The sequence below is a fragment of the Roseivirga sp. genome (assembly GCF_034669765.1).
Lineage (GTDB): Bacteria > Bacteroidota > Bacteroidia > Cytophagales > Cyclobacteriaceae > Roseivirga.
Window position 1 is genome coordinate 363,471 of the sequence record NZ_JAXMOQ010000003.1, and the last position, 15,250, is coordinate 378,720.

The 15,250-nt window shown below is 39.7% G+C and carries 15 protein-coding genes; 5 read left to right on the top strand and 10 right to left on the bottom strand.

Going from position 1 to position 15,250, the window contains the following annotated elements:
- Nucleotides 1-2: 2 nt before the first annotated feature.
- From VOI17_RS07755 to VOI17_RS07775, 5 genes are all read left to right on the top strand, one after another.
- Complete coding sequence (locus tag VOI17_RS07755) at nt 3-326, top strand: cupin domain-containing protein (protein ID WP_323756677.1); 324 nt, start codon at nt 3-5, stop codon at nt 324-326.
- Between the two features lie 70 nt (nt 327-396).
- The gene (locus VOI17_RS07760) at nt 397-861 is read left to right on the top strand and encodes a hemerythrin domain-containing protein (RefSeq protein WP_323756678.1); all 465 of its coding nucleotides are present in this window, start codon (nt 397-399) and stop codon (nt 859-861) included.
- A 104-nt stretch (nt 862-965) separates the two neighbouring features.
- Nucleotides 966-1,505, top strand: a complete 540-nt coding sequence (locus VOI17_RS07765) for a DUF4142 domain-containing protein (RefSeq protein WP_323756679.1) — start codon at nt 966-968, stop codon at nt 1,503-1,505.
- An 80-nt stretch (nt 1,506-1,585) separates the two neighbouring features.
- Nucleotides 1,586-1,945, top strand: coding sequence for a plastocyanin/azurin family copper-binding protein (locus VOI17_RS07770; RefSeq protein WP_323756680.1), 360 nt, complete (start codon nt 1,586-1,588; stop codon nt 1,943-1,945).
- 9 nt (nt 1,946-1,954) lie between these two features.
- Entirely contained in the window at nt 1,955-3,400 is a 1,446-nt protein-coding gene (locus VOI17_RS07775; protein WP_323756681.1) for a pyridoxal phosphate-dependent decarboxylase family protein, read from the top strand.
- Between the two features lie 22 nt (nt 3,401-3,422).
- On the opposite strand, the gene VOI17_RS07780 is transcribed toward VOI17_RS07775, so the two are convergent.
- The 10 genes from VOI17_RS07780 to VOI17_RS07825 all read right to left on the bottom strand — a co-directional run bounded on the left by VOI17_RS07780 (nt 3,423) and on the right by VOI17_RS07825 (nt 15,236).
- Nucleotides 3,423-3,860 (bottom strand): energy transducer TonB, encoded by a 438-nt coding sequence (locus VOI17_RS07780; protein WP_323756682.1) that lies wholly within the window; start codon nt 3,858-3,860, stop codon nt 3,423-3,425.
- A 3-nt stretch (nt 3,861-3,863) separates the two neighbouring features.
- Complete coding sequence (locus VOI17_RS07785) at nt 3,864-5,000, bottom strand: PQQ-dependent sugar dehydrogenase (protein WP_323756683.1); 1,137 nt, start codon at nt 4,998-5,000, stop codon at nt 3,864-3,866.
- 61 nt (nt 5,001-5,061) lie between these two features.
- Nucleotides 5,062-8,514 carry a hypothetical protein gene (locus tag VOI17_RS07790; protein WP_323756684.1) on the bottom strand — a complete coding sequence of 1,151 codons (3,453 nt, stop codon included), beginning with the start codon at nt 8,512-8,514 and terminating at the stop codon, nt 5,062-5,064.
- Nucleotides 8,515-8,516: 2 nt separating this feature from the next.
- A complete protein-coding gene (locus tag VOI17_RS07795; protein WP_323756685.1) occupies nt 8,517-12,203 on the bottom strand; it encodes a HAMP domain-containing sensor histidine kinase in 3,687 nt (1,228 codons plus the stop codon).
- 34 nt (nt 12,204-12,237) lie between these two features.
- The gene (locus tag VOI17_RS07800) at nt 12,238-12,621 is read right to left on the bottom strand and encodes a DUF983 domain-containing protein (protein WP_323756686.1); all 384 of its coding nucleotides are present in this window, start codon (nt 12,619-12,621) and stop codon (nt 12,238-12,240) included.
- Nucleotides 12,581-12,847, bottom strand: a complete 267-nt coding sequence (locus VOI17_RS07805) for a hypothetical protein (RefSeq protein ID WP_323756687.1) — start codon at nt 12,845-12,847, stop codon at nt 12,581-12,583. The genes VOI17_RS07800 and VOI17_RS07805 overlap by 41 nt, the downstream gene beginning before the upstream one ends.
- 26 nt (nt 12,848-12,873) lie before the next feature.
- Complete coding sequence (locus VOI17_RS07810; protein WP_323756688.1) at nt 12,874-13,416, bottom strand: DUF420 domain-containing protein; 543 nt, start codon at nt 13,414-13,416, stop codon at nt 12,874-12,876.
- Complete coding sequence (locus VOI17_RS07815; protein ID WP_323756689.1) at nt 13,409-14,008, bottom strand: hypothetical protein; 600 nt, start codon at nt 14,006-14,008, stop codon at nt 13,409-13,411. Before VOI17_RS07815 ends, VOI17_RS07810 begins: the two co-directional genes overlap by 8 nt.
- 75 nt (nt 14,009-14,083) lie before the next feature.
- Complete coding sequence (locus VOI17_RS07820) at nt 14,084-14,404, bottom strand: cytochrome C oxidase subunit IV family protein (protein WP_323756690.1); 321 nt, start codon at nt 14,402-14,404, stop codon at nt 14,084-14,086.
- 67 nt (nt 14,405-14,471) lie between these two features.
- Nucleotides 14,472-15,236 carry a cytochrome c oxidase subunit 3 gene (locus VOI17_RS07825; RefSeq protein ID WP_323756691.1) on the bottom strand — a complete coding sequence of 255 codons (765 nt, stop codon included), beginning with the start codon at nt 15,234-15,236 and terminating at the stop codon, nt 14,472-14,474.
- Nucleotides 15,237-15,250: the final 14 nt, after the last annotated feature.

The window sequence follows — 15,250 nt, forward strand, 5'->3', positions numbered from 1 at the left end:
CCATGAATCACCAATACAAAATCAGTGCGCTTGAATATGCCGAAGGGAAAGTCAAAGGCTTTGCCGGATCGCCATTATTAGACCTGAAAAATGGTGCTGTAAAAATGGTAAAGGTGGCTGCTCATTCTGAATACCCCGAACATGTGCATCCGCAAAAAACTGAATATGCCTTTGTTGTGGAAGGAACGCCTGAATTCGAAATTGATGGCGGCACTTATCAATGTCAGCCTGGAGAATTCTATGTTTTCCCAACCCAAACAAAGCACAAAATTGTAAATAAAGGAAATGAAGAATGTTTGCTACTTATTGGCTCAATAAACAACTGATTTAATAGCGGCCTTTATTTCTTTTCATTCTGAGAAATAAAGGCCTTTTTTTCACACTAGCCCCAAAACTATGGAAGAAAGAAAACCCCTTAAACGACACAAAGCACTTCAACCATTCAGCCGAGAACACCACCACGGTTTATTACTCTGTTGGAAAATACGCAAAGGCTTTCTCTCCAAAGTTGAACCGCTGAGAATTAAAGCATATGCCGACTGGTTTTATAAAACGCATCTCATTCCTCATTTTTCAGACGAAGAAAAATACATCTTCCCTATTTTAGGAGAAGAGCACGAACAAATCAAAAAAGCCTTGGCGGAACACAGAAGGCTTGCTCGGCTTTTTGATGATCAAGAAGATATTGCCCGCAACCTTAACAGAATTGAAGAAGAACTGGAAAGGCATATCCGTTTTGAAGAACGCGTTCTTTTCCCTGAGATTCAAGAGGTTGCCACCCCCGAACAATTTGAACAAATGGCCGAAATGCACGATTCCATTGCCTTTAAAGAAAATAGCGAAGATCCATTTTGGGAGTAAAGTAAGTTCAAGCCCAATTCACTGCAAATTTTTCATTTACACTTGTAACCGATCCCTCTATTCTGTATCCAATAATAAACCAGTTTTAACAGAATAGAAACACAATGAAAAAACATGTAACATCAAAGCTCGGCTTGTTATTAACAGCCATTTGTTTTTTGGCTACTTCTTCTCTTTTCGCTCAAGAAGTACCTCAATTAAACGATACCGAAATAGCTCACGTTGGGGTTGTTGCTAATCAAATCGATATTAGCTATGCTGAAATTGCTAAGAAAAAATCCAAGAACAAGGAGGTTATAAATTTTGCAGAAACCATGATGCGCGATCACAAATCAGTGATTGAACAAGCCACTGCGCTAGTCACTAAACTAGGAGTAAGCCCTCAAGACAACACAGTAAGTCAATCACTCCTCGATGGTGCAGAAAAAACAAAGAAAATATTGAACGGCCTAAGTGCCAGAAAATTTGATAAAGCCTATATCGATAATGAAGTAACTTACCATAAGGCCGTAATTGATGCCTTAAACAATCTATTGATCAAACAATCTAGCAATACAGAATTAAGAGAATTTCTTCAAGCCATAGTGCCAGCGCTCGAAACACACTTAAAACATGCTGAGATGGTTCAAAAATCTTTCAAGTAGAGTCGCTTTCTGTTCATTAAAGGGCTTCATGTTTAGAAGCCCTTTAACTTCTACTCTTTATAATCTCTCAAGTCAAAATCATGAACACGCTATCCATTTCTATCATCAGTTTGATTATTTCGCTATTTAGCTCATCCACTTCAGTATCTCAAAACCATCTCGTAGATTCTGCACCTATCTGCACTACACCTCAGAAACACATTGTTGAAATCAAGCAATTAAAGTTTATTCCAGATTATATTGAGGTCAATAAAGGGGATACTATTACCTTTATTAACAACGACTATGTTGATCATGATGTGACCGAAGAAAAGACAAAAAAATGGTCATCTTCCCTTATGAAAAAAGGAAGTAAGTGGAGTATGGTTGCAAAAGAAGATGCGGATTATTACTGTACACTTCACGTCATTATGAAAGGAAAAATCAGGATTAAGAAATAACCCCACTCAATGAATAAAAGGAAAGATGAATTTTCTGTTCAAAATCACAAATACGAGAACTTGTCAGGACAATTAGAGACCAACGCAGACCAAAGACTTTCTTTACAGAAATCGGTAATTGAATATGCCGAAAGTTTCCTGAATGGCCTTGAAAACAGAAAGGCTTACGAATACGATAGTTATGGAAAGGTGGCTCAAGACAGTTTCTTTGATATTGACGAGCAGAACCACCCTATTGAAAACATTCTTCCTTTTATTGGCGAAAGAGTAGATATGCCGGGTCTCAACCCAGCTTCCGGAGGTCACTTGGGTTACATACCCGGTGGTGGAATTTACGAATCGGCTTTGGGCGATTATTTGGCCGCAGTTTCCAACCGTTACGCTGGCGTGTTTTATGCTTCTCCGGGAGCAGTACGCATGGAGAATGCACTGATCGATTGGGCAGGAAAGCTTATTGGCTATACAGGGCGCTTTGGCGGGAATTTAACTTCGGGTGGAAGCATTGCCAACCTCATCGCTATTTCGACAGCCAGAGAAGCTAAAAAACTAAAAGGAAAAGACCTTGAGTCAACGGTGATCTATACCACCCAACAAACGCATCACAGTTTACAAAAAGCCATTAAGCTATGTGGTTTGGGCGAGTGCATCTTGCGCATCATTGATTTGGATGAAGACTATCGGATTATTCCGGAAAAACTCAATGCTCAAGTTTTAGAAGACAAAGACAAAGGCCTTCAGCCCTTTTTGGTCATTGCCAATGCAGGTTCTACAGATGTTGGCGCAGTTGATCCGCTCAACGACATTGCCAGTATTGCCGAAGAACATGAACTGTGGTTTCATGTGGATGCTGCCTATGGCGGTTTCTTTCAATTGACAGTGCAGGGTAAGGAAGTAATGAGCGGCATTGAAAAAGCTGATTCAGTGATTCTTGATCCACATAAAGGTTTGTTCCTTCCTTATGGTTCTGGCATTGTGTTGATTAAGAATATTGAGCATTTGGCTGCGGCCAACAGCTACGAAGCCAATTACATGCAAGACACTAAAATGCATCAGGATGAAATGTCGCCAGCCGAGCTTTCTCCAGAATTGAGCAAGCATTTTAGGGGCATGCGCATGTGGTTACCGCTTAAGCTTCATGGTATTGCTCCATTTAAAGCTTGTTTAGAAGAAAAAATGGAATTGGCGCAGTATTTCTATACCAAGATTAAAGCAATGGGCTTTGAAGTAGGGCCAGCACCAGTACTTTCAACCGTAATTTTCAGGTACCTGCCAAAAGATAAAGATGCCAATGAATTCAATGCAGCCATAGTGAAAGCCATTCATCAAGACGGAAGAATTTTCATTTCTTCTACCACGCTCAATGGCCAATTCTACATGCGTGTAGCCGTGCTTTCATTCAGAACCCACAAAAAGGAAATTGATCTTCTTTTAGATATTATTCAGGGCCAACTCTAAAAGTATTGATAGCTTAACCTGATTACTTCTTATTGAGATTGACGGTAATGGTGTATCCGCCACTTTTACTTTTAGCAGGATTGGGTTTTGTGGTAGCTGGGGTCAATTGATAATTATACTGTGTAGCCACTTTTTTAGGCTTTGGCAGCTTAAAATCCACTTTCAGCTTTTTATGTGTTAAGGTATTTTTGCCTTTATTAATGGCAGTTTCATACACCAGCATTTTCACCAAACGAATTACTTCTTCATCGCAACCGGAGCCCAAGCCAGTAAGTATTTTAACATTGAGGATTCGACCTAAACCATCCACATCATAGGCTACTTCTACGACTCCTTCAACCTTATTTTTCAAGGCTTCTTCAGGATAATTCAATTGCTCAGACAGGAATTTCTTCAACGCCTGTACTCCTCCCCTATACTGGGGCGTTTTGAGCGGTTCGCCTTTTCTAGGTTTTGACATTGATTACTTCTGCACCAATCTGTAAAGTCCTTTTCCTTCTACACCAACATATAAATAGCCATCGTTGCCCATTTCTACATTACGAACACGGCCTATGCCTTCTGCTATCTTTTCTTCTTTCACCACTTTATCGTTTTCGATTACCAGGCGTACTAAGTAGCTAAATTTCAATGAACCAACAATCAGGTTACCATCCCATCCAGCGTATTTCGCGTTTTGGACAAATGCCATTCCACAGGGAGCGATTGAAGGCACCCAATAAGTAACGGGCTGCGCCATTCCTTCCATGGCCGTTTTATCTGTGATAGCACCACCACCATAATTTTCGCCATAGGTAATTAATGGCCAACCATAATTCTTTCCTTTTCCTATAATATTCACCTCGTCTCCTCCTTGTGGGCCATGTTCGTGTTCCCAAATGTCACCAGTTTCCGGATTGATAGCCAAACCTTGAGGATTTCTATGTCCGTAAGAGTAAATCGCTGTTTTTGCATTGGCCGTATTCACAAAAGGGTTGTCTGAAGGAATTGAACCATCATCATTCAAACGATATACCTTCCCTCCATCTCTAGTAATGTCTTGAGGGTTTACATCGCGGTTGCCACGGTCTCCAATAGAGAAATAAACATGATTTTGGGCATCGAAGGCTATTCTACTCCCGAAATGCTGACCTGCTCTTGTATTGGGCGAACCTTTGTAAAGCACTGTATGATTGTCAAAGGATGAACCATTCCATTGTGCTCTCGATAATGAGGTCATGGCCCCATCCTCTTCGCCTTCTGCACTAGCAAAAGTAAAGTAGACCCATTTGTTCGATTCGAAATTGGGATGCAATTCAATGTCTAATAAACCTCCTTGTCCCTGAGTTTTACTTACTGGGCCACCTTTCACATCCATATTGATCACCTTATCCTTTTCAATCAAGACAATGGTTCCTGCCTTCTCCGTCACCAATATTTTGCCATCAGGAAGAAAAACCATTCCCCAAGGATTACTTAGTTCATCTGTCACCAGCTCAGGCACCAAAGCACTGGTTTGAGTAGATTCAGCGATTTCAAGTGGTCCGCTGGTAGATTGTTGAGCATCACAGGAAAGTGCGAAGAATATTGCAAGTGCGAAAAGAGGTTTGTTTAACAACATAGTTATTTTGTTTTAGGCTTATAACGTTAAAAATAGGGTATTTTGTTTTGAAAACTAATATCTAGAACAAAGCAGAGATCTGAACCCTGCCCAAATGCACAATTGGATTGCCTTCTGATTTACGTGCATCATAACGAAGAAGTAATTGCAGTCCATTGCCGATTTTCTGTTGCCAATTCAAGTTCCATGTAAGGTTACGTCCTGGCCGAAGTGCTTCTAAAAGTTCGTACCCTGTAGGTGAATTTTCTTCTCCTGTGAAATCAATATTGATGTACTTAAAGTTAGCACTCAGGGTAGTTTTGGCCGCTTTAGAAAAACGGGTGTCAATTGAGAATTCGTTGATCTCAGAGCCTTCATTGCTATTTTCAGCAAAGACATTCTTCTTTTCCTTATTGGCATAAGTGGTCGTCAGCCTAAAATAGTTAGTGGGCTGCCATGAAATAGCTGGCTGATAAATTTTACTCTGAATGAGGTAATTTCTTTGGGTTAAAACATCTGAACTACTTGCTCTCTCGCCAGAAATAAAAGTCAAATCTAGATTAGTTTGGTAGTTCACATTCCAACGAACATGGGCTCTCAATTCATCATTATCAATACGTTCAAAACCATTCAATAACAGTTGTCGATTCTCTCGCTGCGCAAAGCCTAAATCAGCAGCAAAGGCAGCTCTAGACTGATTAAAAAAGAGGGTTGAACGAAGGGTTTGTCTGGAAGATAAAATCATGTCATCCGTCACGTTTACAGGCCAAAGTCTGGCAGCAAGGTCTTCATCCGTAATTTTAGAATTCAGCGTATAGGCCGTTGTGTTCGTGAAACGCGCTAAGAGTTTTTTCAGGCCTCCATCTTCGAACCAAGTATTGGGTGTTTTCATTCTTAGGCGATAGCTGATGTTGGTGTTAAAAGCCTCCTCATAATTATCTGTGGGAACAAAAATCTTCGCATAGTTCTTTTCATCGGGGTTTACGGCTATATAAAACTCGTTTAGGTCTTGAACGCCATCACTATTATCATCGCGCCAAGTGTGCGTTCCCTCTCCCGTAGGTACCTGAATAAAGATGAACTCTCTGCGCAGCTCACGGCTGTTTGCAAGGTTATAAGACAGCTCTGACTGAATGGAGCGTTCGAAGAAGTTCCCCAGCCAATCCACTCGGCCCATGATCGTACGGTCATTCCTGTCTTCTCCTGTTTGGTTTAAATTATCTAAATCTCGATAAGTAAAAAGGGTACGCAGCGTTTGCGTTTTGTCAATTTCGGTATTGAAAAACGCAGACCATGTTTCCGCTCTACTGTTATTGATCAGCTCCCCATTAAAAGGTGTTCTGTCTTCCCGAACTTGGTATTCAATTCCATAGTTCGTGGTAAGGCTTTCATCATTTTTCAGGTAGAAAGTATGGGCTTCAAAATTCATTGCTGACCTCACAATTTCATCTGTAGTAGTATTAGAAACCTCATTTCGATCTACACTATAGCGATAACCTGGAATCAACCACTTGGAGCGAATGGATAAATCCGTGGCAAACCTTTGCCACTCTGATGACACAATCTGCTGGTCATTCGTCATGGTAAAAGCATCTACTTTCAGCCTAAAAATATTGAGTTCCTTTGTTCCTTTTAAATACTGCTGAAAACCATCTACCGCCACTCCTCTTTTTCTTCTTACCAAACGATAATCAATGCTATTGAGCGCATCCTTCTGTAAACCTGCCTTGGCTTCAAGTATATTCTCAGCAAAGTTTTCTCCAAAATCATTCGAGTCGAAACTCCAATCCCGATCAAATTCTATGTAACGCACGCGGTCGATAAATGAGAAGGCATCGTTATTGAATTCGTATGAAGCGCCTGCATTAAACTTATAGTCTTCAAGTCCTTTTACTGGTCTGTTCACCGACTCGTAAATGAGCTTATACGCCATTCCTCGATCATCATCCGAGTCTAAATCCGAGAACAGATTGAGGTCATTTTTGGAGAAAGCCACTTCGCCACTCAGTTTTTCGTATTCATTTAGTTTAGCACCAGCACCGAGCGTGACCATTTGTTTTTGGTTGGGCGCATTCAGCAATGAAATGGGCTCATAATCACCTTGGAGTTGGCCATCAGCTGGCCCTATCCATTTGTAAATACGTCCGTTAGTGGTAGAATTTGTCAACAGGTAATTACCGTTCCCCAGCCCCACATAGGTGAATTGAACATTGAAGAAAGCAGAGTCGGGGTTGGTGGAGTATTGAAAAATATCGAATTCATTACCCAGGTTATCTGAGCCTGTGGTTTTACGGTAAAGGATAATATCCGACCTATATTCTAAGCTATCAACACGTGAAGTAAAAGCTTGATTTAGGTCATCTCCTGCATCGGCCAAGATTAGTTTTTCTTCCAAGCTTAAATCAAAAGCCAATGGCTGATTTCGGTTGTCCTTCTCCCCATAATAGTTGAAGGAGAAATCGAGTTTATCGTTAGACTGATAATGGCTGGCTTGAAAAATAGAACGTGAATAGTTTTGATCTGAAAACTCAAAATCAATCCTGATTCTACTGAATTTGGTAATCAGCACTTTGTTGGTGAACGTAACTTCACCCAAATTATAGTCGATTACATAGTCATTATCAAAACCACGAGTCAGTTCTTCCCCATCTACAAACACCTTTTCGGAACCCGCAATTACAATGATGAAACGCTCATTATTTGGCCCTCTAACCCGATAAGGCCCGAGAACCCCTTCAATTGGATCTACATTAATGGAAGCGAAACGGCCTTTGGCCACAGACGCAGCAAAAGTGGTTTCCGCCTTAAATCCATTCTCCATTTCATAAGCAGTTTTGAATTGCGCTCCCTGCACATTTTTATAATAGCGCAAGAAGTTGGATGCACCATTCTTAAGTACGACATCACCCGCTGTTAATGACCAATTGTCATTGTAGAGTTGAATGAAAATATTGTCGAAATCTTGTAATTGCTGCGTGTTCCCTTCCGGTTGAAAGGGTACATTTCTATCCGTAATTACTGCACGTAAATTCACATTTTCAGTCAACTGCCCTTCCATTTGTAGGTTAAGGGAAGAGTTCACAAAAACATCCTGCTTATTCCCGAAGGAAATCCCTCTGGTGATGCTTCCCGTTTTCGAAATATTTTGGGTGGTAAAGGCTTCTTCACGTTTTGGCATGGCCAAGGTTTGTTGGTAGCGAATCGCATCTTTAAACAAAGCAGTAGAATCGTAGATATCGAGGGTTTTATTGGCGCGTTTGGTATGCAAATCATAAGGCAGTGTGCGGTAACAAACGATCACGGAATCCAATGCAGGATAAGAAATTCGGATAGTATTGGTATTCAATTGGAAATTGAACTGGATGTTCTGCCCTTCCAATTGCGCTACCTTTATGGATTCTGGAATGGCGGTAAGGGAATCGAGGACAGTAGGTCTTCCATCAGTTTTCACCCATTTGCATTGTTCCTCTGTTTGGGCAAATAACGCTGACCCAAATAGAATTAAGGAAATACAAATGAATAAGCCGCGCAACACAGTTAATCGCTTAATGGAAACTCTAAGAAGAATGTGGTGCCTTCGTCTGCCACAGTTTCGAACCATATACTCCCTCCTGCATGTTCTACCCCACGTTTAGCAATGGCCAAACCAATTCCAGAGCCTTCTACCTTTGTACTAAATTTAGGAATAAAAATCTTGTCTTGAATATCCTCTGGAATTCCAAAACCATTGTCCTTCACACTAATAATGGCCTTAGAATGTGTTTCTTCTAAGCTAATCTCCAACTTCGGTACGCGCCATTCGGGCATGGCTTGCAGCGCATTCAGAATTAGGTTATTGAAAATTCTGCCTAACAAATTGGCATCTCCTTCTACCCAAATAGGGTTTCGAGGGATATTCGATGTGATTTGTACTTCGTCATCCGCCTTGAACAAACGCACCACTTTACGAAGAGAATCGGCCAAATCGAGCTTTTCATTTCGAGGTATGGGCATTTTAGCAAAAGAAGAAAAGGAAGTAGCGATATCGCTTAGGGATTCCACTTGGTTTAAAATACTATCAATCGGTTTATTGAAATCTTGCCCCAGCCCTTTTCCTTCTGTAAGCACTCTTTTAAGGTGCTGCAATTTGAGTTTCATTGGAGTGAGTGGATTCTTAATCTCATGGGCGACTTGTTGGGCCATTTCACGCCAAGCACTCTCTTTTTCGCTCATGGCCAATTCCTTTTTACTCCGTTCCAAGTTCACCAACATACGATTATACTCGCGCACCATCAGCCCAATTTCATCTTCAGCACTCCATTCCAAAGGCTCATTAATATTGGAGAAAGTAGTGGCTTTAATTCTTTTGGTAAGGTAAGTAAAAGGATAAGTAATGATTTTTGACGCCATAAAAGACAGCAATACGAATACGATAAAAATGAAGGTAAATGAGTTGAGAATATTAGAAACAATATCGGTTTGTTGTCGCTTTAGCTGTGTTTGCGATTCAAAAAACGGCATACTTAAAATCCCCAGCAATTCATTGTTTTGTGACTGAATGCCCACATAAGTCGATTGATATTCCAGCTCTCCCACTCTTTCAGTATACAATCTTTCACTGGACCTATTCTCCATAATTTCAGCCATGGCCTTGGGGTTCACAAAAGTGGAGAGCAATTGGTTTTCGAAAATCATTCGCTGATTAGTAGCCACAAGCACTCCTTTATCATTGAATAAATTAATATCAGCCCTAGAGTATTGGCTAATTTCTCCCACTCTATTCTCTAAGGTCTCATTATTCTCACTTTGACTGTCCAAAAACTCCTTTAAGGTAATCGTCAAGTTTGACCCTGCACTTTCAGCGACCTCAAGGTAGTTCTCTTCAATGTTCTTTCTGACGGTTTCATTGACCAACCGGAGCACCACAATACTTACAATAATCAACGGAAGGAAAAAAGCGAAATTGAGGAGAATTTGAACTTTAGCCGCAATGGTCACCGTTCGTTTTTTCAGGTTATAGAACAAGGCGCTTGCGAAGAAGACTAAGATGATCATGCCCACAATAAAGAGGAAGAAGAGTGAGAAATTGGTAATCATAAAACGAGTAGGATAAACAGGACTACTGATAATGAAATACTCGGTAGCATCTCGCCCTTGCACCGCTAAATGCGTATAGCGATTCGCTAAGAGTCCCTTCCCAAATAACTCTGGATTATCCTTCCATTCGCTTGGAAAGTCTCGAGCGTAGTTGAAATCGCCAACGCTACTGACCATTTCCTCATTTTGGAAAAGGGCGTAATCGAAATGTCCGTTATCAGTTGCATTGCTGCTTTCATCAAAAAGTAAACGAGGAAGAATACTATTATTCAGTTGTTCTTTTTTGACTAATTGGATAATGATATGTCCTATAACGGTGTTATACCGCTTAATATCCATAAACACATAGTAATGATTGGATATGGTTGGAAATCTAAAGCTTAAAAAGTAAACACCATCTTGGTCGGTTCGGTATTGATCTTGGCTATACAAACTGAAAGAAGAATACTCATTCGTTTGGGCATTATTAATTGGCCGCCCAGAGCCATTGAAGAGCGAAATTTCAATGTCATATTTATCGAAATACTCACCTAAATATGACCTCCTTATTCTTTGTCGGATTAACTGCTTTGGGGAGAATAGACTGGAAATATTGGTTTGAATAAAAATATCGTCTTCAATCTTCTTTTTTGCTTCACCGAGCAGATACTCTGCTGTTTCATCTTTGTTTGTAAGCAATTCAGTGGCAATACTTACTTTATCTTGCCGGTCTACTTTCTTAATGTCTTCACTCAAAACCAAGGTGCTCACCAAGGCCACCACAAAAGATGCGGTAAAGAAATACAGGAAGGTATTGTAACTGAGTCTTTTGATTTCAGAAGGGAATTTCAATCGAACGATCAATACCAAATAGATAATATAGATGACTAAATAGACAAATAGGTTTTCCTTGAAAAGCCCGCCAAGCACCACAGAAGCAAGTAAAACGATCGCCAACCCGATTTGAAAAGGAATTTTATTTTTGAGATTTATAAATCTTGTAGCCGTCAGTTGGGTCAATAAAAAGAACATCACCCCTTGAATGAAAATCACAAAGTAGTTGATGAGTTTGTAGATGGTTAGGTTATTATCCTTGGCGATATCCAGCTTCCACTGTGAATTGCTGAGCATGGAATGCAGCTCATAAGTCAGGTAATAAAACGAGAAGACTGATAATGTCAGAATACCAAAGAATTTCCAGTCATACCTTGTATTCTCATTTCTATTATGAAAATTCAAAAAGCCATACACCACTACCACCAAAAGACTGATCTGATTAAGGAGCAAGTCACCTAATGATGGTTCAGAATAACTTGCCGCAAAATGCAAGGGATCGAATAAACCATATGCCCGCACACTGTATGGTAATTGAAACCGAATCATTAGTGCCCTTAAAATAAAGAACATAAGTGCAAGTAGGCCCAAGGCATACATGGGTTTACCCTTGTCATTGAGCAAAGCCGAATAGAAAAATACTGAGCGAACATAAAAAAATATACTGAGCGCAAACATTAAGATAATGATGGTAGAGTATATAGGGTAGTCAATTTTCATTAAATCATTCCCTGTAAATGAAAACAGGTAAACGCCTTGTTGAGATAAAATTCGATTGTTTTGAGGCAAGTTCTCATCTGAACTTATATTATAATTTGACTTTCCGAAGATCTTCTCGTTTAGTCTTGTATTGGTGAAGTACTTTGTTATTGGAACATCATACTTGAGGGGAAGAAAACCATAGATTTCCACAATCCTATTTTGCGCGCTATTGATGGTAGTTTTCTTGACGATGAACTTATCGTTTCCAATTTCTAAATAGCGGTATTGAAATAGTCCTTCTAAGGTTCCGTATTTTGGTACAAAACGGTTGGTGGACCAATAGATCACTTCTCCATTCTCATAAATAAAAATGGGAAACTCTTCACTTACCTCAAGTCGGTTAAAAAGGCGACTTAGATCAACAATGGCTTTACTTTCAACAGACTTTACTTCCTGATCCAAAATTGAAAGTTGCGTCTTTATATTAGCAGAAATGGTTTCTTGGGGCTCTACACGTCTCTTTCTGTCCGAAAAAACAACTTCATCGATAATCAGCGTTAAGGCCAATAAACCAATGCACAGGAGGAAATACCTATGTTTCTGAAATTCGAATTTTCTCTGCTTTACCAACAATCCTTTGCTATTCTTTTAGAACAGGCTTAAAGTACTAATTATTTTGTTTAGGAGTATACTTAAAACCTCCAAAGGCATAAAGGTAGAAAACGCGACTGTAACGATACATCAAAGGGTAGAGCAAAACCACCTCGGTAATAATAGCAATGAGGTAGGTGTTTTCATTGGCGTCCTCAATTGTATTGTAAATAATAAATGCGCTGACTAAGAAGAGACCTACGGACATTGCATAACTAATGTACATGGCTCCATCAAAAAAACGAGGTTCCTTCTCGAACCTAACTCCACAACAATCGCATTCCTTTTTCATTAAAAGGAATTTTCGGAGATTATAAGATTTTGATACGAATAATTTGCCTTGACGGCACTGGGGGCATCTAGCCTGTAATACTGCTGAGAGCTTTGTTCTTTTGGCCATTTCGTTTGCTGGTTCTGTACCAAAAGTAGCCTAACACCGCAAAAAGGACATAAGGAGCAACAAAAAGGTAAAGAATACCTATGTTTAAATTAGAAGCTGTTGTGGTATCACCGCCTGCCACGGAGGATTCTAGAGTCCCTCTGCACATGGCGCATTGCGCGTGAGCTGAAACACTAAAAACAGTTAGAAAAATTGCCGATAAGATAATTTGTTTAACTCTTCTCATGATACCTCAAAGTTAATGCTTTTAAACTAAAACTGATAATATGGGCTAATCATTAAATAGACAATAACACCCGTTAGTGACACATATAACCAAATGGGATAAGTGAACTTCACAATTTTCTTATGCTTATCGATCATACCGCTCCAAGCATAGAAAAAGGCCAAAAGGACTAGCGGTACTACCCCAATTGATAATACAATATGACTGATAAGGAAGAAGTAATAAACTGACTTTACTGTGCCTTCTCCGCCAAATGGAGTAGAAGGTGCAGAAGCATGATAGGTTACATAACAAAGCAGGAACAAGGCACCTAAAACAAGTGCAGTCGTGTTGAAATTCCTGTGAAGGCTTATGTTTTTCTTTACTTTAATGGCGATGAAAGCGGAAATCAAACATAAAGAAGTCAATGTGTTGATTACTCCAATTACATGAGGAAGATTATATACCCAATCTCCTAAATCAAGTTTTTGAGGCAGTCCCAATAATACGGCTACCGCCACGGGAATTACTACGGACAAAATTCTGATCCATAGCATTGACTTTTTCTGTGTCATTTCAACCTTACTCATTTTCTATATCTATTGTTTGTAAAATCCTTATTTCAAGAATCAACCTGTCAGTTTCTTCGCGCTCCATGATATTGTAATAGCCTCTAATCCGGTTTTCAGCATCTACCAATATTACTCTATTGTCGAGATCTGACATTACCATACCGCAATATTTTAAATTGCTCCAACTGGTTGAATCGAGTTCTTTGAAATGCCAGAACTCATCCATAAACGTAATCCGTTGGTTATAGCCCGTAATGGCATCGGTTTGAATTGACGCTTGATTGAGGTACGACATCATTTGAACATCAGGATTTAAATAAAACACATCCTGTACTTTTTCTAGTTCTTCGAGCCTTGTTTTAAGCACTGGGCCATCCATTCTTTCAAAGTGAATTACCTTAGTGCCTCCTATTTTCAACTCTGGACTCTTTACAATGTATTGGTTTGTGTTTCTTTCCAAGCAGGTTACTTGACGCAAAGTATCGCCTATTCCATTGGAATAATAGATTGGGATCTGGAATTGATTCGTACCAAAGCCTTTCAGAAATAGAAAGATCAATGCTGGCATCAAAATCAATAAGAATAAGTAAATGCCTTTCTTGTTTTTCATAATACTTCGATCAACAAAAAATCAGACCAATTGCTCAGTCTGATTCTATAATATTTTCAAATAAATTTCCTTGCGCTAATGACTGTCATCGACCTGTTCAGAACCATCAGGATTATAATCAACAATTCCTCTACTGCTTTTTACAGCACCACCTTCTAATTCTACTAAGGCTACAATAAGCCACAATATGAAAACCATAGGTAGTATTACAGAGTAAATAAGTCCTTTAACCTCATGACCTAAGTGCATAAACTCGCTCACAATGTAAAATGCCTTAACAATGGTTAAGCCAACGAAAATCACATTTCTAAGCGTTCCAGCATCCATCATAAAGGCAAATGCATATTCTATAAGGGTAATGATCGCAAGGATTCCTGCGATTTTCCAAATACCCATTATTTTGTTTTTGTCTACTGGTTGTACAACCACGTTTGATGTTTGTTCCATAGTATATATAATGTCCTTAGATCAAATAGAAGAATGTGAAAACGAAGACCCAAACTAGATCTACAAAGTGCCAGTACAAACCAACTTTTTCAATCATTTCATAATGGCCTCTCTTTTCATACATACCATTGGCAGCATTAAAGAAAGTGATGATGTTAATTACTACCCCTGAGAATACGTGGAAACCGTGGAAACCAGTAATAAAGAAGAATAGTGCAGCAAATGCAGGCGGACCGTATTGGTTAAAGCTCAAGCCAGCTCCCATAATTTCATAGTTCTCAACCCATCTACCGTTTAAGAAAACGTCACCAATAGTGGCTACACCGCTTCCTGAAATAAAGTGAGACCATTCCCATGCTTGGCAGCTTAAGAATGCAACACCACCAATAATGGTCCAAAGCATCCATTTCACCACACCTTTTTTATCCATTCTTTGGCCTGCCTCTACAGCTAAAACCATAGTCACTGAACTCAAAATAAGTATAAACGTCATTAAACCTACGAAGAAAAGCGGTGCTTCAACTCCATGTAAACCTGGGAAGGCATCATATACCTTTTCAGGAATTGGCCAATATTCAGTAGAAAACACAAAATCGCTAGGATCTCCTTTATAAGCAGGGGCGCTCCATCTAAGGAATGCGTATGTGATCAAAAGGCCGGAGAAAGTGAAGGCATCTGAAAGCAGGAAAAACCACATCATGAGTTTTCCATAGCTCGCCTTAAGAGGCGCAACCCCACCTGCCCATAAGCTCTTGTTGCCGACTGTAGCTGTAGTAGCCATAGTTAATAGGTTCT